The sequence below is a fragment of the Undibacterium sp. Ji49W genome, assembly GCF_049340205.1.
Taxonomy (GTDB): domain Bacteria; phylum Pseudomonadota; class Gammaproteobacteria; order Burkholderiales; family Burkholderiaceae_D; genus Undibacterium.
This window is the reverse complement of record NZ_JBMPOW010000001.1, coordinates 49,925-76,420: the sequence shown is the minus strand read 5'-3', so window position 1 is coordinate 76,420 and position 26,496 is coordinate 49,925. Positions and strand designations below refer to the sequence as shown.

The 26,496-nt window shown below is 51.9% G+C and carries 24 protein-coding genes; 11 read left to right on the top strand and 13 right to left on the bottom strand.

What is annotated here, in order from left to right; all coding sequences use genetic code 11:
• Positions 1-10 precede the first annotated feature (10 nt).
• From ACO0LK_RS00335 to ACO0LK_RS00315, 5 genes are all read left to right on the top strand, one after another.
• Positions 11-550: a hypothetical protein gene (locus ACO0LK_RS00335; RefSeq protein WP_422971073.1), complete on the top strand. Its 540-nt coding sequence runs from the start codon at positions 11-13 to the stop codon at positions 548-550.
• Positions 551-696: 146 nt separating this feature from the next.
• Positions 697-1,113: a lysozyme inhibitor LprI family protein gene (locus ACO0LK_RS00330; RefSeq protein ID WP_422971071.1), complete on the top strand. Its 417-nt coding sequence runs from the start codon at positions 697-699 to the stop codon at positions 1,111-1,113.
• Positions 1,114-1,319: 206 nt separating this feature from the next.
• A complete protein-coding gene (locus ACO0LK_RS00325; protein ID WP_422971069.1) occupies positions 1,320-2,201 on the top strand; it encodes a dienelactone hydrolase family protein in 882 nt (293 codons plus the stop codon).
• Positions 2,202-2,307: 106 nt separating this feature from the next.
• On the top strand, positions 2,308-3,660 hold the full coding sequence (gene gorA / locus ACO0LK_RS00320; protein ID WP_422971067.1) for a glutathione-disulfide reductase: 1,353 nt from the start codon (positions 2,308-2,310) through the stop codon (positions 3,658-3,660).
• A gap of 156 nt (positions 3,661-3,816) precedes the next feature.
• Positions 3,817-4,518, top strand: a complete 702-nt coding sequence (locus ACO0LK_RS00315; RefSeq protein WP_329605176.1) for a ZIP family metal transporter — start codon at positions 3,817-3,819, stop codon at positions 4,516-4,518.
• A gap of 109 nt (positions 4,519-4,627) precedes the next feature.
• Here the strand turns inward: ACO0LK_RS00315 and ACO0LK_RS00310 are convergent, their stop codons facing one another.
• The 3 genes from ACO0LK_RS00310 to ACO0LK_RS00300 are packed head-to-tail and all read right to left on the bottom strand — an operon-like array spanning position 4,628 to position 7,610.
• On the bottom strand, positions 4,628-5,473 hold the full coding sequence (locus ACO0LK_RS00310) for a sulfurtransferase (RefSeq protein ID WP_422971065.1): 846 nt from the start codon (positions 5,471-5,473) through the stop codon (positions 4,628-4,630).
• A 53-nt stretch (positions 5,474-5,526) separates the two neighbouring features.
• The gene (locus tag ACO0LK_RS00305) at positions 5,527-6,456 is read right to left on the bottom strand and encodes a DMT family transporter (RefSeq protein ID WP_422971063.1); all 930 of its coding nucleotides are present in this window, start codon (positions 6,454-6,456) and stop codon (positions 5,527-5,529) included.
• 53 nt (positions 6,457-6,509) lie between these two features.
• Positions 6,510-7,610 (bottom strand): aromatic ring-hydroxylating oxygenase subunit alpha, encoded by a 1,101-nt coding sequence (locus ACO0LK_RS00300; protein ID WP_422971061.1) that lies wholly within the window; start codon positions 7,608-7,610, stop codon positions 6,510-6,512.
• A 354-nt stretch (positions 7,611-7,964) separates the two neighbouring features.
• Here ACO0LK_RS00300 and ACO0LK_RS00295 point away from each other — a divergent pair, with 354 nt between their 5' ends.
• The 3 genes from ACO0LK_RS00295 (at position 7,965) to ACO0LK_RS00285 (ending at position 12,285) form a co-directional block, all read left to right on the top strand.
• A complete protein-coding gene (locus ACO0LK_RS00295; protein ID WP_422971059.1) occupies positions 7,965-8,615 on the top strand; it encodes a DsbA family protein in 651 nt (216 codons plus the stop codon).
• Between the two features lie 36 nt (positions 8,616-8,651).
• Positions 8,652-9,584, top strand: a complete 933-nt coding sequence (locus ACO0LK_RS00290) for an aldo/keto reductase (protein WP_422971057.1) — start codon at positions 8,652-8,654, stop codon at positions 9,582-9,584.
• 313 nt (positions 9,585-9,897) lie between these two features.
• Positions 9,898-12,285 carry a putative bifunctional diguanylate cyclase/phosphodiesterase gene (locus ACO0LK_RS00285; protein WP_422971055.1) on the top strand — a complete coding sequence of 796 codons (2,388 nt, stop codon included), beginning with the start codon at positions 9,898-9,900 and terminating at the stop codon, positions 12,283-12,285.
• On the opposite strand, the gene ACO0LK_RS00280 is transcribed toward ACO0LK_RS00285, so the two are convergent.
• Positions 12,248-13,135 carry a LysR substrate-binding domain-containing protein gene (locus ACO0LK_RS00280; RefSeq protein WP_422971053.1) on the bottom strand — a complete coding sequence of 296 codons (888 nt, stop codon included), beginning with the start codon at positions 13,133-13,135 and terminating at the stop codon, positions 12,248-12,250. The genes ACO0LK_RS00285 and ACO0LK_RS00280 overlap by 38 nt on opposite strands.
• Before the next feature lie 231 nt (positions 13,136-13,366).
• Entirely contained in the window at positions 13,367-14,782 is a 1,416-nt protein-coding gene (locus tag ACO0LK_RS00275) for an FAD-binding oxidoreductase (RefSeq protein WP_422971051.1), read from the bottom strand.
• A gap of 95 nt (positions 14,783-14,877) precedes the next feature.
• Here ACO0LK_RS00275 and ACO0LK_RS00270 point away from each other — a divergent pair, with 95 nt between their 5' ends.
• Positions 14,878-15,429: a cob(I)yrinic acid a,c-diamide adenosyltransferase gene (locus ACO0LK_RS00270; RefSeq protein ID WP_422971049.1), complete on the top strand. Its 552-nt coding sequence runs from the start codon at positions 14,878-14,880 to the stop codon at positions 15,427-15,429.
• Positions 15,430-15,685: 256 nt separating this feature from the next.
• On the opposite strand, the gene ACO0LK_RS00265 is transcribed toward ACO0LK_RS00270, so the two are convergent.
• The 4 genes from ACO0LK_RS00265 to ACO0LK_RS00250 all read right to left on the bottom strand — a co-directional run bounded on the left by ACO0LK_RS00265 (position 15,686) and on the right by ACO0LK_RS00250 (position 17,901).
• The gene (locus ACO0LK_RS00265) at positions 15,686-16,387 is read right to left on the bottom strand and encodes a hypothetical protein (protein WP_422971047.1); all 702 of its coding nucleotides are present in this window, start codon (positions 16,385-16,387) and stop codon (positions 15,686-15,688) included.
• A gap of 80 nt (positions 16,388-16,467) precedes the next feature.
• Positions 16,468-17,082: a hypothetical protein gene (locus ACO0LK_RS00260; RefSeq protein WP_422971045.1), complete on the bottom strand. Its 615-nt coding sequence runs from the start codon at positions 17,080-17,082 to the stop codon at positions 16,468-16,470.
• A gap of 69 nt (positions 17,083-17,151) precedes the next feature.
• Positions 17,152-17,418, bottom strand: coding sequence for a hypothetical protein (locus ACO0LK_RS00255; protein WP_422971043.1), 267 nt, complete (start codon positions 17,416-17,418; stop codon positions 17,152-17,154).
• A 99-nt stretch (positions 17,419-17,517) separates the two neighbouring features.
• Positions 17,518-17,901, bottom strand: a complete 384-nt coding sequence (locus ACO0LK_RS00250; protein ID WP_422971041.1) for a nuclear transport factor 2 family protein — start codon at positions 17,899-17,901, stop codon at positions 17,518-17,520.
• 96 nt (positions 17,902-17,997) lie between these two features.
• Between ACO0LK_RS00250 and ACO0LK_RS00245 the strand changes: the two genes are divergently transcribed.
• The gene (locus ACO0LK_RS00245) at positions 17,998-18,840 is read left to right on the top strand and encodes an alpha/beta hydrolase family protein (RefSeq protein ID WP_422971039.1); all 843 of its coding nucleotides are present in this window, start codon (positions 17,998-18,000) and stop codon (positions 18,838-18,840) included.
• Between the two features lie 195 nt (positions 18,841-19,035).
• On the opposite strand, the gene dxs is transcribed toward ACO0LK_RS00245, so the two are convergent.
• From dxs to ACO0LK_RS00230, 3 genes are all read right to left on the bottom strand, one after another.
• Positions 19,036-20,898 (bottom strand): 1-deoxy-D-xylulose-5-phosphate synthase, encoded by a 1,863-nt coding sequence (dxs, locus tag ACO0LK_RS00240; protein ID WP_422971037.1) that lies wholly within the window; start codon positions 20,896-20,898, stop codon positions 19,036-19,038.
• Between the two features lie 386 nt (positions 20,899-21,284).
• The gene (locus ACO0LK_RS00235) at positions 21,285-22,175 is read right to left on the bottom strand and encodes a polyprenyl synthetase family protein (protein WP_422971035.1); all 891 of its coding nucleotides are present in this window, start codon (positions 22,173-22,175) and stop codon (positions 21,285-21,287) included.
• Positions 22,172-22,444 (bottom strand): exodeoxyribonuclease VII small subunit, encoded by a 273-nt coding sequence (locus tag ACO0LK_RS00230; protein WP_422971818.1) that lies wholly within the window; start codon positions 22,442-22,444, stop codon positions 22,172-22,174. The genes ACO0LK_RS00235 and ACO0LK_RS00230 overlap by 4 nt, the downstream gene beginning before the upstream one ends.
• Before the next feature lie 504 nt (positions 22,445-22,948).
• Here ACO0LK_RS00230 and ACO0LK_RS00225 point away from each other — a divergent pair.
• Positions 22,949-25,312 carry a DUF1631 family protein gene (locus tag ACO0LK_RS00225; RefSeq protein WP_422971033.1) on the top strand — a complete coding sequence of 788 codons (2,364 nt, stop codon included), beginning with the start codon at positions 22,949-22,951 and terminating at the stop codon, positions 25,310-25,312.
• Positions 25,313-25,431: 119 nt separating this feature from the next.
• Here the strand turns inward: ACO0LK_RS00225 and ACO0LK_RS00220 are convergent, their stop codons facing one another.
• Positions 25,432-26,388: a lipase secretion chaperone gene (locus ACO0LK_RS00220; protein WP_422971031.1), complete on the bottom strand. Its 957-nt coding sequence runs from the start codon at positions 26,386-26,388 to the stop codon at positions 25,432-25,434.
• Positions 26,389-26,496 lie beyond the last annotated feature (108 nt).

Below are 26,496 nucleotides of genomic sequence, written 5' to 3'. Positions count from 1 at the left end.
GTGCCATACCATGATCAAAAAAAAGCCGGTCTATAGCTGCTTGCTTGCCGCCATCAATATTCTTTTTTTACTTCCTGCCAATGCAGACCAGTACGACAAACTTGCCGGTAGTTATCGACTGGTGAGTGACCTGACTACCAACCCGGACGGTTCCGTGTTTGAATGCGGGAAAAACAAGGATGGCAGTATCTTTCAATGCCAGACAGTCAAAGGAAAAATACAGATTGAAGCCCTGCCCGACCACAGCTATGTCTATCTGGAAGCTTATACAGTCAAAGGGGTAGGCACCATGGGTAATCTGGGCAATTATCAATTAAAACAGGACAAGATTGCGGAAAGCACCTACACCACTGGCGGTCTGTATTGTTGCAGTGCCTCACTTAAACGATTGACGCTGGACAAAGATACACTCAATCGCCAGACGGAAGGCCCCAACTTCAAACGTATTACCGTGTGGAAGCGTGAAAGTAGCAATGAGGTCAGAGATAAATATCTGGAACGTGAAATAGAAAAACAAAGGCAGTTTTTCAACAGTTTGAAAGAAAAATAAATTCAAGACATCATTCAGTCATCAGGCAAACATCAACTGGTTTTCACTAGAACTCATTTCATCAATAGAGATGAGTTCTACCAACGCACCTGCTTCCTGAGCAGCACCAGAGAGATTAAACTTGAATAACATTAGCGACTACATCCATGAGTAATATGAAACCAGTTCAACTGCTCGTACTCGGCATCCTCTGTGCCATTGCACATGATGGTCATGCAGAAGCATTGTGTGCCGCAGCGCAAAATACACTGGAAGACAGTCTGTGCATGGCTGATGAGGTAGCCAGGGCTGACAAAAAACTGGACACTTACCTGCAAGCTGCCAAGACCCGCCTTAAAAAAGACGGTGACAGCAAATTGAATCTGGACATCGCCCACAGCGCATGGACACAATATCGTACCAAACACTGTGGCGACGTCTACACTTACTGGGAACAGGGCAGCATACGCTACCGTCAGTCTGCACAGTGCCAGCTTGATCTGATACAAAGCCGTACGCATGATATCTGGAAAGCTTACCTGACTTACGCTGACACCACACCGCCGGTTTTGCCAGAGCCGTAAGCAATCTCAGTAAATAATCTCAGTAAGTAATCTCAATAAGCAACCTCAATAAGCAATGCTAGCAGGCAATAGCAGCAATACCGCCCATTACAGGTAAGTTCTCCGAATCAGTTGTACAATTCATTCCTGTTTTGCCCGGGGTTTCATGTACTTGACTGTCCTAACGCATACCAATGCGTACCAACGAATATACATAGGAGAACACCATGCAGTATCGCGAAGACTTTAATAGCCTGGTTGGCAGCAGCGAAGACAACACAACGGTCAACCGTCGCAGCTTTATACAAACAGCGGTCGGCGTGGGTTTTGCCGCAGCGGTGGCACCGGTTTGCGCACAAACCATGATCAAGACTGACCGTGTCGGCTTGACCGATGGCGTGACCAAGTTAAGTGTGGCAGGCGCAGAGGTGCCCATGTATTTTGTCAAGCCTGAAGGCAAGAGCAATTTGCCGGTGATACTGGTGATCTCCGAGATTTTTGGCGTGCATGAACATATCGCTGATGTCGCGCGCCGTTTTGCCAAGCAGGGTTACCTGGCACTGGCACCAGAATTGTTTGTGCGCCAGGGTGATGCCAAGAATGCCGAAAGCGTTGCGGTATTGATCAAGGAAATCATTTCCAAAGTACCGGACGCGCAAGTCATGGGTGACCTGGATGCGGCTGTCGCCTGGGCTGGCAGCAATGGCGGCGATATCAAGCGTCTGGGCATCACCGGCTTTTGCTGGGGTGGCCGCATTACCTGGATGTACTCTGCCTATAACCCCAGTGTCAAAGCCGGCGTGGCCTGGTATGGCAAGTTGCTGGGTGATGCCTCGGCGTTGACACCTAAGCACCCTATCGATATTGCCTCTGGTCTGAAAACACCGGTGCTGGGTCTGTATGGCGCCAAAGACCAGGGCATTCCGGTTGAATCCGTCTTCAAGATGGAAGTCGAACTCAAAAAAGGTAACAGCAAATCAGAATTCAAGGTGTATGAAAATTCTGGCCATGCCTTTAATGCAGACTATCGCCCCAGCTACAATGAAGCCGATGCTAAAGACGGTTGGAACCGTTGCCTGGCCTGGTTCAAGGCGAATGGCGTCGTTTGATTTTAATCTCGCCGCAACAGCCACACCGTGTAGCCAATCTCAGGCAGATTCCGTTGATAAACATAGCGAATCTGCCTGACACCATTACCCCAGTTCAAGGACCATCATGCATACGTACGACTATGATTTATTCACGATAGGCGGCGGTTCTGGTGGTGTACGTGCCAGCCGTTTTGCAGCACAGTATGGTGCACGGGTGGCACTGGCAGAAGCTGGCCCACTGGGTGGCACTTGTGTGAATGTAGGCTGCATCCCCAAGAAATTAATGTCCTATGCGGCACACTACCATGCCGATTTTGAAGAAGCTGCCGGTTTTGGCTGGAGCCTGACCGGACAGCGTTTCGACTGGCCCACGCTGATCGCCAACAAGGACAGGGAAATCACCAGGCTCAACGGCATCTACGACCAGCTACTGACAAACGCCAAAGTACATGTCATCGCTGGTCATGCGCAGATACTGGATGCGCATACCGTCGTCGTTAATGGGCAAAGCTATCGTGCCCACCACATCCTGATTGCTACCGGTGGTCACCCCGTGCGGCCAGAATTGCCAGGCAGCGAACTGGGCATCACCTCGGATGAATTCTTTCACCTGCCGGCACTGCCACGCCATGCAGTCGTGCAGGGTGGTGGCTATATCGCGGTAGAACTGGCATCCATCCTGAATGGACTTGGTTGCAAGGTGACACTGGTACAGCGCGGCACTCAGATATTGCGCACTATGGATAGTGATCTGGGTCATTTCCTGATCAGTGAAATGCGCAAGAAAGGGATAGAGATAGCACTCGATACCAAAATCCTGTCCATCACTGCCAGCGGCGACAGCAAGCGCGTTGCGCTCAGCGATGGTCGCACGCTCGACAGCGATTGCGTGCTGTTTGCCACTGGCCGTCAACCCAATGTCAAAGGTCTGGGCCTCGACAATGTCGGCGTGCAGGTGCGTGAAAATGGCTCCATCATCGTCAACGAACACTTTGCCACCAGCGTCGACAATATCTATGCAATAGGCGATGTCATCGACCGCGTTGCCCTGACCCCGGTGGCACTGGCCGAAGGCATGATAGTCGCGGCCAACCTGTTCCAGCATGGACGCAAGCTGATGTCATATGAAAATATCCCGACAGCGGTATTCAGCCACCCCAATGTGGCAGCCCTGGGTCTGACAGAAGCCAAGGCGCGGGAAAAAAATCCGCACGTCAAAATCTTCAAAAGCGAATTCAAGGCACTCAAGCATACGATGTCCGGTTCGACTGAACGTTGCCTGATGAAGATGATCGTCGATGCGGATACCGACCGTGTGCTGGGCATGCACATGGTGGGCGCCGATGCCGGTGAAATCATCCAGGGCTTTGCCGTAGCCATGCAATGCGGTGTCACCAAGGCACAAGTGGACGCCACGATAGGTGTGCATCCGACGATTGCAGAAGAATTTGTAACCATGCGGACGGCGGTGGTGTAGAGCCTGCCTATCCAATCCAGATTTGCAGAAAACGCCGCAATATGCTTTAATTTGCAACCTGGTTGCAAATTCCCGAGGCTTAAAATTCATTCCACGCTGTTATCTATCCTGTTTGCCACCACCGCTGCTGGTGTTTTAAGCATCACGGCTGCTGCCATTTTTTCGTTTTCGCTATTATCCAAAGTAGTAGAGCGCATGGTCAGCCTGTCGGTGGGCATCATGCTGTCCACTTCTTTGCTGCATGCCCTGCCAGAAGCGTTTGAGTCTGGTGCGGACACCCGTACCCTGTTTGCCTGTCTGCTGGGCGGCTTGCTTGCCTTCTTTCTGCTGGAAAAATTCGCGATACTGCGTCATTCCCATCATCATGAAGGTGACGGTCATCATCATGAGCATGGCCATGATGCGGATGAGGCAGGCCGTGCCGGCTGGATGATACTGGTGGGCGATGGCCTGCATAATTTCACCGATGGCATTTTGATTGCAGCAGCCTTCCTGGCCAACCCCAAGCTGGGCCTGGTCACTGGCCTGGCAATTATTGCGCATGAAATCCCGCAAGAGATAGGTGACTTTATCGTCTTGCTGAATGCCGGCTTCAGCCGTACCCGTGCCTATGTGTATAACCTGCTATGCAGCATGATGGGAGTAGTCGGTGGCGTGATTGGTTATTTCACGCTGGAACATGCCAGTGGCATGATCCCTTACGTACTGGTGTTTGCCTCTTCCGGCTTTATCTATATCGCCGTCAGTGATCTGATGCCGCAAATGCAGCGGCGGGCGACACTGAAAGAAACCATACCGCAGATTCTGCTGGTATCACTGGGCGTGGTGCTGGTGTTGTTTGTGACCAGTCACAGATAGGCATTGAAAATTCACACCTTTCCGTAGCTTGGGCCGGGCCTCGCTAGGCTACGGGGTATCAGCCCAACCATCAGCCCAAGCTACGAAATATCATCTACCCAGTCTCGACTCAACGCTCCACAGGTCGCGAGGCATCTGCACACCACTCGCTCCACGATCCAGGGTACAAAGCCGCGCCGTGCATGCCTGCCACTTCCAGCGCCAGCAGGTTATGACATGCCGTCACACCCGAGCCGCATTGCATGATGGCCTGGCTGGCGTCGCTGACGACGGTCATCCATTCTTCACGCAATTGCGCGGCTGGTTTAAAGCGGCCATCAGCTTGCAGATTATCTTTGAAGAAGCGGTTTTTGGCACCGGGGATATGGCCGCCTACCGGATCCATGGTTTCGTTCTCGCCACGGAAGCGGTCAGCAGCGCGAGCATCAACAACGGTCCTGGTGGGCTTGCTGATGTTTGCCAGCACCTGACTGACTTCAACTGAGCCGACCAGTGCCGGTCTGTTACTGAGATTGCCGCTGCCAAGGGCCGGCACAACCGTAGTGAGCGGCAATTCTGCCGCCTGCCATGCGGGCAAGCCACCATCCAGTACGGCGACAGTGGCGTGTCCTACCCAACGCAGCATCCACCACAGGCGTGCCGCAAACATGCCGCCATGGGCATCATAGACCACGACCTGGCTATCATCATTGACACCCAGATTACGCAGGCTGGCGATAAAATCACCTTTTTCTGGCAAAGGATGGCGTCCACGGAAAACGCCATCTGGCCCAATTTTAGCGGCCGACAGGCGCTGATCCAGATTCACGAACTGCGCACCTGGAATATGTCCCAGGTCATAGGCAGCCTGCCCGGCATTGGTGTCCATCAAATCATGCCGGCAATCCAGCACGACCCAGTTACTGCGTTCAGTATGAAGGGCCAGATCGCTTGCACTGATCAAAGTCGTGTACATCTTTATCTCCTGAAAAAATAAATCGCTCACCATCACACGGAAAAACTGTCATTTTATTCCGAACTGATGGCATCACTGGGTGTAGGGGCAGTATTGGTCTTCGCATTATAAAAGGTGGCGATCAGGCCGCTACATAAAATCACGGCTATACCAACCCAGCTTAACCAGGCCAGGCTTTCTTCCCAGATCAGCACATCCCACAAGCTGGAAAACACTATACCCACATATTGCAGATTGGCCGTGACCAGGGTATTACCCAGGCGATACGCGCGCGTCATGGCCATCTGCGCCATCGCTGCGGTCAGGCCTATGGCCAGCAGCAATAGAACGCCTCTGGTATCAAGGTGATGCCAGACGATATTTTGCGCATTGCTGTTCATGGCCCCTATGGATTTGCTGAACACGGTGCCAGCCAGGCCAGCCACGGCACAGGTCATGGAAAAATAAAATACCACGCGGTATTCAGGCTCACCCATCAAGCCCATTTGCCTGACCTGCATATACGCCCATGCAGCCAGCATGCCCGAGACCAGTGCAATGATACCGCCGATGACCTGGTCGGCATGAATGCTTGGGCGCAGCAGCAACACCACCCCCACGAAACCCATGAGTATGGCACCGACCGGTTGCCAGGTCAGGCCAGGCTGTTTGCGCCACCAGGCTGCACCCAGCAACATGGCAGCAATCCAGATGGGTGACATGTAGTTCAGCGTTACCGCCATCGCCAGTGGTAATTTGCTGATGGCATAAAACCATAGCCACAGCGCGATGACGCCTATCAGGCCGCGCCCGATGTGATGGTAAGGCATGCGGGTACGCAAGGTGCCGCCCTGCCAGCGCACCAGCATGGCAATCATCAGCATACCGATGGCGCCGCGATACGCCACTATTTCAGAGGTTGAATAATCAACCGATGCCAGCTTGACGCAGACACCCATGATAGAAAACAGAAAGCTGGCAACCAGCATCCATAAAGACTGCATAAATCCTTGCTCCAAAAGATAAGGGAGGCACACGCCTCCCCTATTGAAACACTTCAAATTGCGATTTTTCTTCGATACCATTCATGGAAGTGCTGCATGCCATCTTCCATGGGTGACTGATACGGCCCGACTTCGCTGACGCCACGATCCAGCAAGATCTTGCGCCCGGCATCCATGCGCAAGGCGATTTCATCATCCTCAACGCAGGTTTCCATATAGGCGGCCCGTTCGGCGGCGATAAATTCGCGTTCGAACAAGACGATTTCTTCAGGATAATAAAACTCGACCACATTGCGTGTCTTGCCGGTTGCTGTTGGCCACAGGGTTGATACCACCAGCACGTGCGGATACCATTCAACCATGATATTCGGATACAGGGTCAGCCAGATCGCACCGTACTTCGGTGTTTCACCCTTGCGGAACTTCAGCACCTGCTCTTGCCAGCGCTGATACGTGTCGGAACCGGACTTCAGCAAACCCTTGTTAACACCCACGGTTTGTACGCTGTAATCCTCGCCAAATTCCCATTGCAGATCATCGCAAGAGACGAAGCTTCCCAGGCCTGGATGGAAGGGTTCGACGTGATAATCTTCCAGATAGACTTCAATGAAAGTCTTCCAGTTGTAATCACATTCATGCACTTCGACATGGTCGAGCATGTAATCGCTAAAATCGAGATCTTTGGTCACGCTGAGAGTGGCCATGCGCTCCATGACGTTGTAACCGTTTTGCTCGAACAGCAGACCATTCCAGTTTTGCAGCGGTGTACGCTGTAAATTCAGACAAGGTGTGTCATCAAAGTGTGGCGCGCCAATCAGCTCGCCTTTCAGGTCGTAGGTCCAGCGATGCAAGGGGCAGACAATATTATTGGTATTGCCGCGACCATTGAACATCAATGCCTGCCGGTGACGGCAAACATTCGACATCAGCTCTATGCCCTGGGCGCTGCGTACCAGCATCCGGCCTTCGTTTTCAGAAGCCAGCGTGGCAAAGTCACCGACGTTGGGCACCATCAATTCATGGCCAACATAACGTGGGCCAGACTGGAATAACTCTTTGATTTCGCGCTGTAGCAGCGTTTCATCAAAATACACGTGAACCGGAAGTTGCGCGTCAGAACGCGCGAGTGTAGACAAAGAAGCCAGATCGGACATCCCCACCCCCCAAATTAATTTGCACCAACCTAAGAGAGAAAGAATCCACAAAAACCTGTTTCGGCAGGACTTTCAATCCCAACGAAAATTCAAACGATCAAACGCCTTGAAGAGGAAATTTTGGACAGAACCGCGAATTATACCTGAACTGCGAAATTTTATGCCAGTTACTTGCCATCTCACCATGAAAAATATCTGCATGACACTATCAGCCGTCTGCATTCATGTTGTTGGCATCTACAGAAAACCAACTATAAACAGAGGAATAGACAGAATTTCTGCCGGCTGCCAGACGCAGCAACTTTCTATACAATGACCGCCTGACGCCCACCAATGTGACGACGAGAGCAAGTGATGACACACCTTATTTATGTTGCCGACCCCATGTGTTCATGGTGCTACGGCTTTGGCCCTGAATTGCAGGCTTTGCTGGACGCCGTACCCGGCAGCCGGCTTGACCTAGTACTGGGTGGCTTGCGGGCCTATAACCAGCAAGTGCTGGATGACACCACCAGAACCACCATCCTGAGTCATTGGAAGCATGTGGAAGAAAGAAGTGGCCTGCCCTTTGGCGGCGAGGCCATGTCACAGCCCGGCTTCATCTATGACACCGAGCCAGCCTGCCGTGCCGTGGTTGCCGCCCGTACCCTGGTGGATGAAGTATCCAGCACTGCCGTTCTGAACGTATTTCATGCCATACAGCATGCCTTTTATGCCGAAGGCAAAGACGTGACTGATATTGGTGTCTTGTCCGAAATTGCCGTCACTGCCCTGAATGCCGTCGAAGGTGCCGACAGCTATGACGCCATCAGCTTTCACGAAACCATGCTGTCGCCCATGACCATGTCTGACGCAAGACAAGACTTTGAACAAAGCCAGCGCTGGGGCATACGCGGCTTCCCGGCCTTGCTGCTGGTACATCAGGATGCGCTGCATATGATAGCGTCGGGCTATACCACCCGCGATGAGCTGATAGCGACACTCAAACAGATACAACAGACTTGAACCTGCATCACCATCATAAAGAATAAGCGAACACCGATGACGACCACCCATACAAAAACCATCAGCCCACGCCAGCAGGTGGCACCAGCCGGCCCTGAATTTTCCCGCATCGTACTTGGCCTGTGGCGCCTGGGCGACTGGAAGATGACACCGGAACAAAGAGTCAGTTTTCTGGAACAGGCGCTGGAGCTGGGCATCACTACCGTAGACCAGGCCGACATCTATGGCAATTACCTGAGCGAAACCCTGCTCGGCGAAGCGCTGGCACTCGCCCCGCACCTGCGTCGTCAATTGCAGTTTGTCAGCAAATGCGGCATCAAGCTGGTGTCGGACCAGCGCCCCAGCCACGGCATCCAGCATTACGACACCAGCGCTGCCCACATCATTGCATCTGCCGAGCAATCCCTGCGCGCCATGCAGATAGAACAGCTGGACCTGTTGCTGATCCATCGTCCGGACCCGCTAATGCATGTAGATGAGATGGCTGAAGCATTCCGGCATTTGCAAGATAGTGGCAAGGTCAGCCATTTTGGTGTGTCGAATTTCACCCCGGCACAATTTGATTTGCTGAATTCGCGCTTCCCACTGGTGACCAATCAGATAGAGTTGTCCTTGCTGCATATGCAACCATTACTGGATGGCAGCCTGGACCAGTGCCAGCGTCTGCGTATTGCACCGATGATCTGGTCTGCCCTGGGCGGTGGGCAATTAATGCTGCCAGCCAGTGAACAGACAGAACAGGGCCAGCGCGTCAGCCTGGCATTGCAACGCATTGCTGCCGAACTCGATGTATCCCCCAGCGTCGTGGCATTGGCATGGATACTGAAACATCCTGCATCCCCCATGGTATTGACAGGCTCAGGCAGAATCACCGCCGTGGCCGAAGCGGCACAGGCAACGAATGTACAACTCAGCCGGGAACAGTGGTTTGCCTTGTGGTCTGCATCCTCTGGCAAGAATGTGGATTAGGGAAGCAATACGCTCCCCCCTCAAGCTAACTAGCGAATCTGCCGTAACCACCGGATCAGCAGGATATTTTGCGACAGTGTTAGTATGTTCTTAATACATGACATCACTCACACTATGCTGCGGTGCATATATTTTCTGAATCGGGCATAAAGTTGGTATAGTATTACCAAGTTGGACGAACAAGGCTTACGTAAAATTGTCACGGCCAGGCGCAGTCAGGCTACCTGGGCAATTTTGCGCAAGTACCTGGCTGTAAACTGAGCTGAGTTGGCTATTGCCAACTTTTGGGACTGATTTCAGAAGGACAGCATCAATGACTGTTTTTCAATTCATCCGTAGTTATTATTTGCTCCCCCCTTCGGCGCTGAATGAGACTCATCAGTGGCGCGAGCAGGTATTGTCAGCCATTCTCTTCTTTGTACTGGCATTAGGCTCTGCCACGGCTATTCCCAGCATCGTGCTGGCGATCAGTGAAAACCTGTGGTCGGTCGTCGTTGTTGATATCTTTGCGCTGATCTGGGTGGCCACCATTTGGCGCCTGCCGTTTCTCAACTACCAGCAGCGTGCCTGGAATTTTTTGCTGTTTCTGTATCTGCTGGGTGTCTGGTTCTTGATCAAGGTGGGGCTGACGGGCCTGATTTACCTGATGGCCTTCCCGGTCCTGACGTCCCTTTTGCTCAACCTGCGGCATGCCATGCAGGCCCTGTTTCTGTCTGCACTCAGCCTGCTGGTCGTCGGTTACCTGGCTGATCCCAGTTTGCATGTCTATGGCTTTGATTCGCATCCTTTTTTGCGACTGGTCATCGTCACCATCAATTTCACATTTATTTCTGCCGTGATGGCTGTCTCTTGCGGGGTGTTACTGCAAAGGCTGGATAGCAGTCTCGAACAGCAACGCGTGATTGCTGCGTCACTACAACTGGGGCAATCGTCGCTGCGCATGGCAAATGAAGAACTACGCCTTATCGTGGCAGCCGTGGCCAGGCTCAACGATATGGTCATGATCATCCATGTAGATGCCGACGCAGTAGGAAAACGTCGCCTGAAAATCGTCTTTGTGAATGATGCCTTTGTACGCCAGACCGGTTTTAGCAGCATCGACGTGATCGACAAGTCGCCGGTATTTTTGCAGGGACCACGCACCCAGCCCGAAGAACTGGAACGTCTTAACCACGCATTGATCACCTGCGAATCCGTGCATATAGAATTGATCTGCTATACCCGCGAAGGCAATGAATTCTGGATAGAGGCCGATATCGTCCCCCTTGCCAATGATGCCGGCCAATACGCACACTGGGTCGCCACCGGGCGTGACATCAGCGAACGCAAGAAAGCCCAGGAACACATACACAGGCTGGCCTATTTTGATGTGCTGACGGGCTTGCCCAACCGCCGCCTGCTGCTCGACAGGATGGGTATCCTGCTGGCGACAGCCAGGCGCAACAATATGTTCAGCGCTGTGCTTTTCATTGATCTTGATCATTTCAAGTACATCAATGAGGCACGCGGCCATGCTGTCGGCGACGCCTTGTTGATACAGGTGGCAGAAAGGCTAAGTCAGGCACTGCGTGAAGTCGATACGGTAGCCCACATTGGCGGTGACGAATTCGTGGTATTGCTCTGCCATGTATCCAACAATGTCGCCGTTGGTGCCCACGCAGCGCAGGCAGTGGCAGAAAAAATACGCTATACCATCTCACAGTTTTTCGATATCAACGGCATGCAGTACAACACCACCTGTAGCATAGGCATCACCCTGCTGCCACGTGAAAACCAGAGTGCCCATGATTTGTTACGCGAAGCCGATACTGCCATGTTCCGCGCCAAATCCAGCGGCAGGAATCAGATCGCCTTTTACGAAACCGGCATGCAGTCAGAAGTCGAACAAAGACTGACCGTCGAGCGCGAGCTTAGCGAAGCCATTTCTGGCGGCCAATTGCAAATGCACATACAGTCCCAGGTTGATCGTCAGGGCACGCCCGTTGGTGGCGAAATGCTGATGCGCTGGACCCACCCTGAACGCGGCCCAATTTCACCCGCCATCTTCATTCCGGTGGCAGAAGAATCCGGCATGATCTTGCGTCTGGGTGACTGGGTCATGGAACAGGGTTGCCTGGCACTGTTGCAACTACAACAGGCAGGCTGGGACATACCGCTATCCGTCAATGTCAGCCCCAAACAATTCCGGCAAGTGGACTTTGTAGAAAAGGTCAAACAGGTATTGAAAAATACCGGCGCACCGCCACACAGACTGATACTGGAAGTGACCGAAGGTTTGTTGATAGAAAACCTGCACGACACCATCGCCCGCATGGTCGAACTGACCAAGCTCGGCATACGTTTTTCGATTGATGATTTTGGTACTGGCTATTCCAGCCTGGCCTACCTGAAAAAACTACCGTTGTATGAACTGAAAATCGACAAGAGTTTTGTCCAGGATACGCCAGGTGATGCCAATGACACCGCCATCGTACAGTCGATCTTGTCGATGGCATCTCACCTGGGATTGCGTGTGGTGGCCGAAGGTGTAGAGACCAGGGAACAGGCCGATTTTCTGATCGCCAACGGCTGTGAATCGATGCAGGGCTTTTTATTTGCCCGCCCCATGCCGCTGGATAAATGGTTAGCCCTGCAAATACAAGCCAACCTGCCTGTGTCAGCGACTAGGCCTGCTGAAACGTCGCTTGCATCCAGTCAATAAACAACTGCACTTCAGGGCGTATATTGGCCTGTGCCTCATGCACCAGATAATACGAATGCGGCGGCGTTGCCAGTTGTGTTTCAAATACCCTGACCACGTCGCCACGGCGTATCATCTCTTGCGCGAAATGCTGACGTGTCAGCCCTATACCGTGACCATGTTTGATCGCTTCCAGCAACAAGCCCAGGTCATCGACGCGCAGGCCGGTAGTCGGCTCTGGCCAATCCAGCCCGGCCACTTCAAACCAGGGCTGCCAGGGTTCAAGTGCGGACCGCAATAATTTGGCATGCCGCAAATCGGTGGGTGTCTGCATCGCGGGCAAGGTTTTCAGATACGCCGGGCTGGCCACCACAAAGCTGGGCTCCACAAATAATTTGCGGGTCACCAGGTTAGGGTATTCACCAGCACCAAAGCGCACTTCGACATCACTTTCCGACAGGCTAAGATCGTAGAGCGGTACAAACAGAAACACCTCGATTTCAATTTCCGGATACTGCCTGGTAAAACTGGCCAGCCTGGGCATGAACATATAACGCGCAAATGTCGGCGGCACAGTCACTTTCACCCGCAACTGATTTTGCGCAATCTTGTTCGGCAAGGGGAAATCAGACAGGGTACGCAAAGCACCACGCACCACATCCAGGTAACGACGACCGAATTCGGTCAGAGTGACACTGCGCCCTTCCCTTACAAATACACGTTCGCATAAATGCTCTTCCAGCAAACGTATGCGGTGTGACAGGGCAGATGGTGTAATACAAAGTTCTTCTGCCGCAACAGCAAACGAATTATGGCGGGCAGCGGCCTCAAAAGCCGAAAGTGCATGTACTGGCGGTAAACGTGTTGCCATTCGTATTCCAGATAAATAATGGGTATAAAACAGATCGTACCGGGCCGGCGGTCCTGTATGGACCAGCCCCGCCCCGCAAAATTCCCTAAAAATTGCCCAAGCATAAAATCGATGATGCAACGTAGGCAATTTCGACACGCAAAAATCTAGCTCTACATCATAAAATAAAGCAGCAAACCCGGCATCTGTAGTACTACTGAAGCAGCCCGTACAAACATGCCGCGTGGCAAACTATTCATCCCAGGCAAGCACTTTGCCCGGGTTCAGGATATTCTTTGGATCAAAAGCCTGTTTCAGCATACGCATCATGTGAATGGCATCTGCTCCATGTTCTTCGATCAGAAAACCCATCTTGTGTATGCCGACGCCATGTTCACCGGTACAGGTGCCATCCATCGCAATGGCGCGGCTGACCATACGCTGGTTGATGGCTTCAGCCTTGGCAATTTCTTCACTGCTGTCCGGATCAACCAACATCAGTACGTGAAAATTGCCGTCACCAACATGGCCAATGATGGAATACAGGATGTCATGGTTTTCACAATCGATCTGGGTTTCGCTGATGCATTCAGCCAGGCGAGAAATCGGTACGCAACAATCCGTGGAAATCGCCCTTGACCCCGGGCGCAATTGCAACAAGGCAAAATAGGCATTGTGGCGTGCGGCCCACAGGCGCGACCGGTCTTCTGGTTTGGTCGCCCATTCAAAATCGCCAGCACCATTGGCAGCAGCAATTTCTTGTACCAGCTCTGCCTGTTCCTTGACACCGCTATCGCTGCCATGAAACTCAAACAGCAGCAAAGGTTTGACAGGCAGGTTCAGCTTATCGTGTGCATTGATGGCACGCACGCCATTCGCATCCAAAAACTCTACCCGCGCAATCGGCACCCCCATCTGTATGGTCTGGATAACCGTATTCACCGCATCAGCATTATCCGGGAAACTGCATACCGCAGCCGAAATCGCCTCCGGCAAGGGATACAACCTGACCGTCACTTCGGTAATGATGCCCAGCGTGCCCTCACTACCGACAAAGACACGTGTCAGGTCGTAACCGGCAGACGATTTTTTGGCACGTGAACCGGTGCGAATGATGCGCCCGTCTGCCGTCACCACTGTCAGCGCCAATACGTTTTCGCGCATGGTGCCATAGCGTACTGCATTGGTACCCGAAGCCCGCGTTGCAGCCATGCCACCCAGACTGGCATCCGCACCGGGATCGATAGGGAAAAACAGGCCCGTATCACGAATCTCCACATTCAACTGCTTGCGCGTGACACCTGCCTGCACGGTGGCAGTCAAGTCCTCGGCATGCACCGCCACCATATTGTTCATTTGCGACAAATCAATAGTAATGCCGCCATGCAATGCCAGAATATGACCTTCCAGCGATGAACCAGCGCCATAAGGAATCACTGGCACGCCTTGCTCATGACACAGCTTGACGATGGCCGCCACCTCTTCCGTCGTCTGGGCAAATGCCACGCCTTCTGGCGGCATGGGGTCATAAGAAGATTCGTCACGACCATGATGCAAACGCACTGCTTGGGCGGTGCTGAAACGGTCTTCCAGCAGATTTTGCAGGGCTTGCAGCAGGCTCGCAGGCAAAGGCGTTCTGACGCTTGCGATAGGGGCAGGATGGTTCATAATGAAGTCCAGACTAGTCGTGATACGCTCTATTATGCTGTGTTCGGCCAGAATTTGCCGTATCCTTTCCAACTTCTCTCCTTATTTCATGTGCCATGGGTAATCGACTCTCAAAAATTGCAACACGTACCGGCGATGCCGGCACCACCGGCCTGGGCGATGGCAGCCGCATCGCCAAAGACGCCCTGCGCGTACACGCCATGGGCGATGTGGACGAACTCAACTCGCAGATCGGTGTATTGCTGTGCGAAGACATGCCAGAGCAGATGAAACATGAACTGGTGTCCATCCAGCATGACCTGTTCGACATGGGTGGCGAACTCTGCATCCCCGGCTACACCATGATCACCGAAGCCCAGGTCACAAGGCTGGATGCCCTGCTGGAAAAATACAATGCCGACCTGCCACCGCTCAAGGATTTCATCCTGCCCGGCGGATCACGCGCCGCCGCCATCGCCAACGTCTGCCGCACCGTCTGCCGCCGCGCAGAACGCGCCATTGTCAGCGTCGGTGCTGCCGAAACGATTAACGAAGCCCCAAGACAATACATGAACAGGCTGTCAGATTTGCTGTTTGTGTTGTCGCGGGTGTTGAACCGGTATGCGGGGGGGAGTGATGTGTTGTGGGAGAAAGAGCGGGAGCGTTAAAAGAAACCCTGACTAAGCTACTGCGCGGCGCGATTTTGGGCCTGCGATGCTCGACGTACTTTCGTACGACTGCGCTTCTTAACCCAAACTAGCGCCGCTCGCTACGCTTACTCAGGGCTTCTTGAACGAACATTACGTGTTTAGCTGCACCTGTAATAGTCTAAATAGCTGCTAAAGTTCTAAATTATTTTGGCAATTAATAATTTATATTAATCTCATCGCTTTTATAAAAAAAATACGTCGAGGATATTCCATTTCATCTAAGTTTAATACTTGGATTTATGGAATCCGGATGCCAGCCCTCATAAGCGTTAAGTCGACGTCGACCAATTTCTTTATACGACACCAACACACCGAGTGACCCTACTATGTAATACCAAATCGCGGAAACTGTTCTCGTTCCCGTACTAGAAATGGCATTCATTGCATCTATTTTCCCGACTTGGATTTCATATCTCGTAGATTTTTTCGGGATATGTACAAACGTCAATTCTAGATTTGGTTGGGGAGTTTCTTCGAGAATACTAAACGCAAATTGATGAATGGGGAGTGGAATACTGTACTCAACGGCATAACAGCCAAAGAGCTTAACAAAATACAAATGGACATTAAGTATTTCAGTTTCAGTTCTTTCATTAAAAATTTCTTTAAGAGGTATTCTAGAACCACTCTTTAATGGAGGCACGTTGCTTCGTATTACTTCTGAAAAACGTTGCCAAGCCTTGTCATGATTTTGTGTACGTGCGTTATTACAGTTACTACATAACGAAGGTGAAAATTTAACCTTTATTGAATTTGGCCCTTGAACCGTTTCGTTTGGGTTGTCTTGGGAGTGCCTATAGATAGGTGCATGAACAGTGAATTTACCAAAAATAGATCGCAAATCCGACGCTTTGATCATATGCTCCTCACTATCGGCAACTTCACCGCAAATCCAGCATTTAGGTTTGAAAATCACTTTTGCCCCTTCTCAGGTCTAATTTTTGACTGAAAAAATTAGCGTATCAGACTTTCGTTGCTCGTTCTAGTTTTCGGACTTCATCTAAGAAAATACGCCAATCCAAACCCCAGCGCCAAAGTCCCTGTCAGTGACTGCATCAACCCGAAAAACGATTTCACCTCACCGAAGTGACGCCCCTCCCGCATGATCATTTTTTGCACGCCTGGGGATAATTTCGCTGAGCTTGCAAATGCACATGCCGATACCAGTGCGAGTATTTGAAAGGGACCGGGTTCAGCGCGGAGATGCGAAAGTTGAGATGGCAGATCGAGAAAAAACAGCACATTCCAGATGAGTAACATGGCGATAAGCACACTCCAGCGCATGGGCATGCCCTGTGATCTTGCGCTGGCTTTGCCGCAGGCTTGAAAACCACACTGCGCAAAGCTGTTCAGTACCGTATCGCGCCGACCCAAACACCAGAAAATGATGGTATCTGGATAATCCGGGCGATTATGATTGATGCGTATACCGCTGGCGATGACGGGGATCACGCCGTAGGGTTCAAATGAAACGACTTGATCAGAGCTGAATTCATATTTTCCAAAAGTTGTAAGCACAACTTTTTGCCGCGAAATGTTCAGCTTAGCAAACGGCCATGAAGCATTGACCCAACCTATTCGCGAGCCACCGGTAAAAGATTTGTCTTGCATACAGTAGCTTCCTCTTCTGATCATTCAGTTCATTTTGACGTAGGTCAGTCACCAGATGCCTGCTTACAATCAGGCCATCAGTTCAAATGATATGGATTCCTTCTGCAAGATCGCGACAATTCTGTCGTAATGCTCAGGCGTTACGCGGTTGAGCACCAGTGTCACCTTATCTTTTTTCATTGAAGTCCGCGCACCCAGATGACGTAGCCACAATATGGTTTTTATCTGTTCATCTGTCAGACCAGGCTTAGGGCCGAAACAAAACGTGAAACTAGCATGCTCTGATGCCGCCAGTGTTGGGTAACCTGGGCCATCACAAATTGTTATACGTTGCATTTTTTCTTCCTCACAAACACGTACACGCGTGGTCAGCTTTACAGGTCTACCCCCTTCGCATTACAGGGAAATTTCTTTGGATAACCAAATTAATAAAGCTTAGCTGATATCCTTGATTTTTGAAATCAGACCATCTCGAAATTCAAATTCCGAACGGCCGTCCATTTCCAATACTTGCCCTTTCTTCAGGCCATTTGGCAGATCAATGGCGACCACTGCACGAAACTTGATACCTGCCACTGCGGTGTTTTCGCCGTTTTCGAAAAATATGATGTCTTGATGCCGTTCGCTGAACAGTGCAACTGATTGCTCTGCCAGTGCTTTAAATTCAGCAGCACCAACGGTGTGCGCATTGACTACACCCATGGATATGTTGCTGAACTCTACCCCGGCATGGATAGTCAGCAACATCGTTGCAATATCCTTGCGGTTGTAGGCGTCTATATAGCGATCTGTCAAAGCGCGAATTTCAGTAGCGTCCATTCAAGTCCTCTATTAAAGTAGCCATATCAGCGATATTGGCCTGCAGTATTTTTCAGTGTCCAGATCAGAAAACATCAGGCAAACGGAATTACATACATGAAGATCAAACTCTGCATCGCAGCAATAGCCAGCCTGTATTTTGTCAACGCGACACAAGCCAATGACAAGATCGACAATGCGACAGTACCCGAAATTGTTCATTTTGAAAACCAGGCACTGACGCTCGGTGGGGAATTGTATAAGCCTGCTGGCAATGGCCCTTTCCCTGCGGTCTTGTATAACCACGGCAGTGCATCCGGCATGTGGAGCAGCGATGCCAGCAAGGTACTTGGGCCTCTGTTTGCCAGCCGTGGCTGGGTCTTCTTCATGCCATACCGCCGTGGCCAGGGATTGAGTGCCAAAGCAGGCCCTTACATCAGCGATGAAATCGCCGCAGCGCAACGTCGTGGCGGCATGAGCGAAGCAGTGGCGACCATGGTGCGCCTGCACAGCACCGATCATTTACAAGACCAACTGGCCGGCTTGCAATGGCTGAAAACGCAAGCCTTTGTACAGGCGAATACGATTGCCGTTGCAGGCCAATCTTTTGGTGGAATACAGACCGTGCTTGGTGTCGCAGCTTACCCGTATTGTGCAGCGGTTGATGCCGCAGGCGGGGCCGAGAGCTGGAGCAAGGCGGCTGCCTTGCAAGATTTGATGAGGACAGCGGTAAGATCAGCCCAGGCCCCCGTATTCTTTTTTCAGGCAGAAAATGATTATGACCTGGCCCCCAGCAAAGTGTTGCATGCAGAAATGCAGCAGGCAGGCAAGACATCGGAAATGAAAATCTACCCGCCCTTCGGCAAATCAGACAAAGATGGGCATAGCTTTTCTTATCGGGGAAGTGATATCTGGTTTGAGGATGTGTTTGCGTTTATGAGTAAACATTGCCGGAGGTAATCCGGGCAGTCATCAGGATGCATTGCCGAGCACCAGCACGGCAACAAACAAACTCTGCCCTTCTCTGTGTCTCAGTGTCTCTGTGGTGAGTCTCTTGGTCTTAAGTTTTCGATCTGAATATCATCGTTCCTCGTAATAAAGGCTGCTCGCAAGCAGCCTTTATAGATGGTGAATGCCTTGACCTTGGGTCAAACATCAATCACCAAAGTCACGTAAGTCACCAAAGCGCGCCCGTACTGACCGCTCGATACCTGCGGCATCCAGCCCACATTGCGCCAGCAGTACACCCGGGTCGCCATGATCGACAAACTTGTCGGGCAGACCCAGTATCTGCAAGGGTTTGGTGATGCCTGCTTCGGCCAGGGCTTCCGCCACGGCAGAGCCTGCGCCACCCATGGTGCAGCCTTCTTCTACAGTCACCAATATGTCATGGCTGGCTGCCAGGGATTTGACCAGTTCAACATCCAGCGGTTTGATAAAGCGCATATTGGCTAACGTGGCATCGAGTTGTTCTGCCGCTTTTAATGCCGGTTGAACCATGGAGCCAAACGCCAGAATGGCAATACGCTTGCCCTGACGTTTGATTTCACCCCGACCCAAGGGAATGGTATTCAAATCTTTATCGGTCGGCACACCTATGCCGGCACCACGTGGATACCGCACGGCGGCAGGGCCGGGATACTGGTAAGCAGTGCTTAACATCTGGCGGCATTCGTTTTCATCGGAAGCCGCCATGACGATCATATTGGGGATGCAGCGCAGGTAAGCCAGGTCATAATTACCGGCATGGGTGGCGCCGTCGGCACCGACCAGGCCAGCGCGGTCCAGTGCAAAGGTGACGTCCAGGTTTTGCAGGGCAACGTCGTGTATCAGTTGATCGTAGGCGCGCTGCAAGAAGGTGGAATAAATGGCGACGACGGGCTTCAAGCCTTCGCATGCCAGACCACCGGCAAAGGTGACGGAATGCTGTTCGGCGATGCCGACATCGTAATAGCGTTTTGGGAATTGCTTTTCAAATTCTACCATGCCAGAACCTTCACGCATGGCGGGGGTAATGCCGACCAGTTTGTCGTCAGCCGCAGCCATGTCGCACAGCCACTGGCCAAACACCTGGGTATAGCTTTGCTTGGCTGGCGCAGCAGCTGGCTTGATGCCTTCTGCCGGATTGAACTTGCCTGGACCATGGTACAAAACCGGATCAGCCTCGGCCAGTTTATAGCCCTGACCTTTTTTGGTAACCACGTGCAAAAACTGCGGCCCTTTGAGGTTCCTGATGTTTTGCAGCGTCGGGATTAAAGAATCGAGATCATGACCATCAATGGGGCCGATGTAATTGAAACCGAATTCTTCAAACATGGTAGCCGGCACGATCATGCCCTTGGCATGTTCTTCAAAGCGTTTGGCCAGTTCCAGCACGGGTGATGGCAAAACGGATTTGCCGACATTGCGGGCAGCCGCATAAAACTTGCCAGACATCAGACGGGCCAGGTAACGGTTCAGTGCACCTACCGGTGGCGAAATGGACATGTCATTGTCATTCAGCACTACCAGCAGGTTGATGTCTTCATTCACACCGGCATTGTTCATCGCTTCAAAGGCCATACCTGCGGTCATGGAACCATCGCCAATGATGGCCACTGCATGACGGTCTTCACCTTTGGTGCGGGCAGCCACGGCCATGCCCAATGCTGCAGAAATGGAGGTGGATGAATGGGCAGTACCAAAGGTGTCGTATTCGCTTTCAACCCGACGCGGAAAGCCGGATATGCCGTTCAACTGGCGCAGGCTGTGCATCTGGTCGCGGCGACCGGTAAGTATCTTGTGTGGGTAGGTTTGATGGCCAACATCCCACACCAGTCTGTCTTCAGGTGTGTTGAAGACATAGTGCAGGGCAATGGTTAATTCCACCGTACCAAGGTTGGACGACAAATGGCCGCCTGTCTTGGAAACAGAATCAAGCACATACTGGCGCAATTCATCAGCCAGCGGCTTGAGTTGCTGACGTGACAGGCCACGCAGATCAGCAGGGGAATTAATGGTGTTCAATAAAGTCGTCATTGTTATTTTCGTTACTTGGCTAAACAGATCTGATCAATCGTTAATTCAAAAACCTGGCGATGGTCAGTGCTGTTATCGCATTCTTCTATTTTAGGACTTACGCAAAACCGCCTCATGTACTACCCGCAGGGTGCGTAGGCGCACCATACGATTTTCCCGCTGGCTCATGGTGCGCATGGCGCACCCTACATACCGCACATACCGCACATTACGCACATTACGCACATTTCAGGGTAGTGCAAATCTTCACCGGGCCATATTAAAACTTGCTCCAGACCCGTAGGGTGCGCCATGCGCACCGTTCGATTTGCCTTGCCGGCTTGTGGTGCTCATTGTGGTGCTCATTGTGGTGCACATGGCGCACCCTACGGTGTTACAAGCTATCTTCAGGCCTGGCGTTGCACGATCAAATCTGCCAGCTCATGCAAGAGCCAGGCTTTTTCGCCAAATTCAGCCAGCGCTGCATGCCCATCATGGCACAGTTGCGTTGCCAATGCGCGCGAGGCATCCAACCCCATGAGGCTGACAAAGGTCGGCTTGTTGTCTGCTGCATCCTTGCCTGCGGTCTTGCCCAGGGTGGCCGAATCGGCAGTCGCATCCAGTACATCATCCACCACCTGAAATGCCAGGCCGATAGCAGCAGCATACTGATCCAGCGCCTGGTTTTCTTGCGGCGACAGCGCTTTGCCACTCATGGCTCCCAGCAATACTGAAGCACGCAGCAAGGCGCCAGTTTTTAATCTGTGCATCTGTTCAAGCTGTTCCCGATTAAGGGCGACGCCGACACTGGCCAGATCAATCGCCTGGCCACCGCACATGCCAACCGAACCGGCAGCCGTCGCCAGCAGGCGCATCATGGACAAGCGGCTGGTGGCATCACCATCCACACCTTCGGACAAAACCAAAAATGCCTGTGCCTGCAAGGCATCACCGACCAGCAGGGCGGTGGCTTCGTCATACTTGACGTGCACGGTGGGCTTGCCACGGCGCAGAGCATCATCATCCATACAGGGCATGTCGTCATGCACCAGTGAATAGGCGTGGATCATTTCTACCGCAGCAGCGGCGCGACTCAACAGATCTGCAGGCGCGTCGAACAACTGCCCGGCAGCATAAACCAGCAAGGGGCGCACGCGTTTGCCGCCATCCAGGGTGGCATAACGCATGGCGGCATGCAATTGTTGCGGAACGGTGTTTTCATCCGGCAGGAAACGCGTCAGGCTGGTTTCACATCCGGCCTGGGTTTGTCGCATCCAGTGTCGAAAATCCTCGCTCATACTGCATCCTCTGCGCCATCAATGCTCAAAGGTTTGAGCATTCCAGCTTCCAGCACTTTGACTTGCTGTTCTACCTTGTCAAGCTGGGCTGCACAGTATTTAATCAATTCAGAACCACGTTGGTAAGCACTTACAGAAGCCTCAAGCGGCAATTCGCCTGCCTCCATACTGGCAACCAGTGCCGTCAATTCGGTCATCGCAGCTTCGAATGTCATGCCTGCCGGCAGCGATGTTTCCAAATGATTTGCAGTTGCTTGTTTTTTTGTCATAAAGAAATGTTTTGCATGCGCCGTTAATAGAAATAAAGTGAAACCAAAAGTAAAAAACGGCGTTTGAAATAGGGTAAACCCTGCCAAGCCTGCTATTTTAGAGCAATCTTGAGAAAAGTATGTATTTAGTGTATTTCTGACAAGCAATTTTAGGGGACATTTTCAAACAAGATTCTTTTTTGGCAGTGCGCTGCAATATATACATTAAAAATGTCGCAGAAATTGCGTTTCAAACATTTCCATGTGGAAATTAACGGTATATAGTGCAGTCAGACTTCCAAAAATATCTGTATGAATTATGAGCCTGAAATCTTAATCAGGTGGTAATAAAATGTTTCTACCATAGTGCCTGATTTTTGCGCACATGTTTGAAGCCTGCGAGCCTGCCACAATGTTTCCCTGGGCCTGCCGACTTGCCAGGACGCCTGCTGATTACAGCTTTTCCTGGCTTTTACTGTTTTGTGTTTCAAGTATTGATAAAATAACCTTGACTTTATTGCTGCCATGTCGAATCCCGTCAATAAACCTGCATCTACCGGACCTGCCCTGCAGTCCCGGGATGAGGTCTTGCGCGGTTTAATTCCATTAGCAACGCATTTGGTGGTGTCACAGCTGGATGCCTTTTCGGCCCGCTTGTCAAATGCATTCCTGGCCCTGTCTGAACACAGCATGGATGCCCGTGAAGCCAACCTGAGCTTCAACGCCGGCCAATTACTAAAGAAGAATTCCTACGCCTTTTATTACCTGACTTCTGCCGGGTTTGAAAAAGGCTTCCGTAAAGAGATTGACGCCCTGTTGCAGGGTGTGCGTGCCATTGCCTCACCAGTTGATATTGCCTTGAGCCTGGTAACGTATGAAGAAATGGACAAGAAGCTGGCCCTAAGCCGTGCCAGTCGCACACTGGAACTGGACAGCGCCGAGCAATATGCCGCGCTGAACATGCGCTTTGCCCACTTGATGGACCATGAAGCGCTGAGCATTGCACAAAATCCCTTCCGTCCAGAAGTGTTCTTGCACACTATTTACGCGGCCTGGTGTGAATTTGATCCAGAGATCAATACCCACGAACTGGTATTGCCTTTGCTTCGCGCAGAAATCCTGTTTGACCTTGAACCAATATTAAACACCCTGAACGAGGCACTGGTTGCCAAAGGCATCTTGCCGGAACTGCATGAATCTTTCCGCATACGCCGTAGCCGCAGCAGTGCAGAACGTCGCAAGGAAGCAGCGCCGGTAGCAGCAACACCCGGTGACGTATCCCAAAAACTGCGTAGCTTCCTGTCTGGTGGTAACCAAAACGCGGCCAATGATGGCGGCCAGTTCGCCCATGGTGGTGGCGGTCATGGAGGCGGTGGCAGTGGTGGCCCTGGCGGCATGGGTGGCATGGGTGGTAGCAGCGCGGGCGGCATGAATGGCGGCGGCGGTTCCGGTGGCATGCATGGCAGCGCTGGTGGCAGTGGTGGCGAAGCGTCGTCCGGTGACGGTCAGGGCGCGACGCCTTACTCAGGCTTTGGCGCTGGTGGCGAACAACAGCAAGTGGCAGCACGTGCCCAGATGTTCCAGAAACTGGCGGATCTGCAAAAGAGCGTCAAGCTACAGCAATTGATGGCCGGTGCGCAAGACGTATTGCGTCTGTCACAAATGCGCGAGCAAATGCCCGAACTGGCCAATACCGGCGTAGAAAAGAATACGCTTGATTTGTTGTCACAGGTATTCGATAGCGTCTTCCGCAATCAGGCCATCCCGCAACAGATCAAGGAATTGATATCTGTATTGCAGATACCAGTGTTGAAAGCAGCGCTGCTGGACAAGGAATTCTTTTTCCAGGAAGACCATCCGGCACGTCGCCTGATTGAATTACTGTCGCGTTATAGCCTGGCATGGGATCAGAAAAAGGGTCAGCAAGACCCGCTGTTCCAGACCATGCAGCGTAATGTGCATCGTGTGCAGCAAGAGTTTGACCAGGAAATCGCACTCTTTGATGAAGTCGTCAACGACCTCGAATCGTTCATCAAGAAAGAGGAAGAAGAAGCATCCCAGGCTTTGCAGGCACCGATCAACACGGCGCTGAGAAAAGAAAAAGTCAAACAGGCCAATGTGGCCGCCACCCATGAAGTGGCATTGCGTGTTGGTACCGGTGAAGTGGTCGCCTTTGTCGAAACCTTCCTCGAAAGCCGCTGGACCAAGGTATTGACCCTGGCCTATAGCGTCAAGGAAGAAAAACCTTACGCCGTTGAAGACGCCATCAAAACCATGGATGATCTGATCTGGAGCGTCAAGCCCAAGATCACGCTGCAACAGCGCCAGGAATTATTGAATCGCCTGCCTGCCATTCTGGCCCGTCTAAACAAATGGCTGAGCCTGATCAAGTGGGAAGACGCTGACCGTGTGCAGTTCTTTGCCGAACTGGCAGAATGTCACGCATCCATCGTGCGTGCACCGCTGGATCTGTCACCAGAACGTCAGCTTGAAATTGCCGTTGAAGTCGCCCAGCAAGCCGCTGAACGTCGCCTGGCAAAACGTGCCGAAGCTGAAAGCAAGGTTGAGCAGGAACCACCGCCACCACCTGATGAACATGTAGACACCGTCACCGAACTGGAACGCGGCGTCTGGCTAGAATTCACCAAAAAATCCGGTGGTACCAACAAAGTCAAACTGGCCTGGGTCAGCCCCATGCGCAGTCTGTACATCTTCACCACGGGCGACAAAGACAAGACCTTCCAGGTCTCTGCCGAAGAACTCGAACAAACCTTCCGCGAAAAACGCGCGAAGATACTGGTACTCGACAAGGTCGTCGATCGCGCATTGATGGAAGCACTGGAAAACGTGCCTGAAGAAGAACAGGCTGAAGAACTCAGCCTGGCCTGATTCTCTTCCTTAGCTTGGTGGACCTTATTGAGGTACATGATTGAGGTGCACGGCTGACGTGCAGACTGATCTGGGTCCGCCAGTCAGATTTCACACCTCAATGTCAAAGCTACCCCGCATCACTCATACGCTGGCAAACGCCGCTGCTCATCCGCACTGAAAAACTGATTGCGTACCTGCTGCAGGGCGCCCTGCTTTTCTGATTCGCTGTGAAAAGCCATTTCGGTACTCAGGCGATTTTTTTGGTCCAGGTATTGTTGTATGCGTGATTTCCAGGCAGCTTCGTCCTTGTCGACCTGGGCCAGTCTGGCCGCAGCTTCGGGCGAGGTGGCGGCAGCGCGCATACGAAAGACTTCTTCGTCGCTGGCACCATTGGCACGCAGGCTCTGTGCCTGCTCTTCCAGCCGCACTACCTGATAAGGCGCATTTTTTTCTTCTTTCAAGGCGGCGGGCAAGGCATCATCCAGTGCTTTCAGTTGTGCTTTTTTATCTTCAGCCGACAGGCTGCTATTTTCTGCGATGTCCATTCTTGCCAGTGCGTCCTGGTCATAGGCATCATCAAAGCCAAACATGGCCTGGTTTTCGCGATCGCTGAAATAACGCTGGCGCACTTGCTGCATGGCGGTCCAGCGTTGTCTTGCTGCAACACTCATGCCGGTTTTTCCCGGGTTAATATTTTGCGCATTACTTTCCACCGTCAGTAATGACTGTTTGTATTGAATATAGCGTGCCAATAAATCTTTGGCTTGCTGGGCGGCTTTACTACCCAGTTTCTGGGTCAGCACTTTTTCAATTTCTGCCTGAATTTCATCCAGTTTTTTTTCGCCGATGGCGGCCAGGTAATAATCAAACAACAGCCGCAGTTCAACATTGATCTGTAAATCACCGGCGGCATCCTGGCTGATTTTGCCGTCACCGGTCGTACCTTCCATCGAGCGCACAAAATCAAAGCTGTGATCTGCCTTGCGCAGCTTGATGGGTTCTTGATTGGGCTCGTTTTTTAAAGCAGTAAAAACAAAAAAAGCAGCGACGCACAATGTCGTCGCGCCTGCAAATGCAAGATTACCTGTTCTCATTGAGCACCGCTCCTATGCATATCATTTAGCAATTTTCTGCCTGGGCCAGATAGTGGTGTGCTGTCACTACGCCACCATCTGGTTTGCCTGAACATCAAAACTCAGATC

Coding starts and splice junctions, on each gene's coding strand:
- ACO0LK_RS00335 (WP_422971073.1), top strand. CDS start 11: ATGATCAAAAAAAAGCCGGTCTATAGCTGCTTGCTTGCCGCCATCAAT.
- ACO0LK_RS00330 (WP_422971071.1), top strand. CDS start 697: ATGAGTAATATGAAACCAGTTCAACTGCTCGTACTCGGCATCCTCTGT.
- ACO0LK_RS00325 (WP_422971069.1), top strand. CDS start 1,320: ATGCAGTATCGCGAAGACTTTAATAGCCTGGTTGGCAGCAGCGAAGAC.
- gorA (WP_422971067.1), top strand. CDS start 2,308: ATGCATACGTACGACTATGATTTATTCACGATAGGCGGCGGTTCTGGT.
- ACO0LK_RS00310 (WP_422971065.1), bottom strand. CDS start 5,473: ATGTACACGACTTTGATCAGTGCAAGCGATCTGGCCCTTCATACTGAA.
- ACO0LK_RS00305 (WP_422971063.1), bottom strand. CDS start 6,456: ATGCAGTCTTTATGGATGCTGGTTGCCAGCTTTCTGTTTTCTATCATG.
- ACO0LK_RS00300 (WP_422971061.1), bottom strand. CDS start 7,610: ATGTCCGATCTGGCTTCTTTGTCTACACTCGCGCGTTCTGACGCGCAA.
- ACO0LK_RS00295 (WP_422971059.1), top strand. CDS start 7,965: ATGACACACCTTATTTATGTTGCCGACCCCATGTGTTCATGGTGCTAC.
- ACO0LK_RS00290 (WP_422971057.1), top strand. CDS start 8,652: ATGACGACCACCCATACAAAAACCATCAGCCCACGCCAGCAGGTGGCA.
- ACO0LK_RS00285 (WP_422971055.1), top strand. CDS start 9,898: ATGACTGTTTTTCAATTCATCCGTAGTTATTATTTGCTCCCCCCTTCG.
- ACO0LK_RS00280 (WP_422971053.1), bottom strand. CDS start 13,135: ATGGCAACACGTTTACCGCCAGTACATGCACTTTCGGCTTTTGAGGCC.
- ACO0LK_RS00275 (WP_422971051.1), bottom strand. CDS start 14,782: ATGAACCATCCTGCCCCTATCGCAAGCGTCAGAACGCCTTTGCCTGCG.
- ACO0LK_RS00270 (WP_422971049.1), top strand. CDS start 14,878: ATGGGTAATCGACTCTCAAAAATTGCAACACGTACCGGCGATGCCGGC.
- ACO0LK_RS00260 (WP_422971045.1), bottom strand. CDS start 17,082: ATGCAAGACAAATCTTTTACCGGTGGCTCGCGAATAGGTTGGGTCAAT.
- ACO0LK_RS00255 (WP_422971043.1), bottom strand. CDS start 17,418: ATGCAACGTATAACAATTTGTGATGGCCCAGGTTACCCAACACTGGCG.
- ACO0LK_RS00250 (WP_422971041.1), bottom strand. CDS start 17,901: ATGGACGCTACTGAAATTCGCGCTTTGACAGATCGCTATATAGACGCC.
- ACO0LK_RS00245 (WP_422971039.1), top strand. CDS start 17,998: ATGAAGATCAAACTCTGCATCGCAGCAATAGCCAGCCTGTATTTTGTC.
- dxs (WP_422971037.1), bottom strand. CDS start 20,898: ATGACGACTTTATTGAACACCATTAATTCCCCTGCTGATCTGCGTGGC.
- ACO0LK_RS00235 (WP_422971035.1), bottom strand. CDS start 22,175: ATGAGCGAGGATTTTCGACACTGGATGCGACAAACCCAGGCCGGATGT.
- ACO0LK_RS00230 (WP_422971818.1), bottom strand. CDS start 22,444: ATGACAAAAAAACAAGCAACTGCAAATCATTTGGAAACATCGCTGCCG.
- ACO0LK_RS00225 (WP_422971033.1), top strand. CDS start 22,949: ATGTCGAATCCCGTCAATAAACCTGCATCTACCGGACCTGCCCTGCAG.
- ACO0LK_RS00220 (WP_422971031.1), bottom strand. CDS start 26,388: ATGAGAACAGGTAATCTTGCATTTGCAGGCGCGACGACATTGTGCGTC.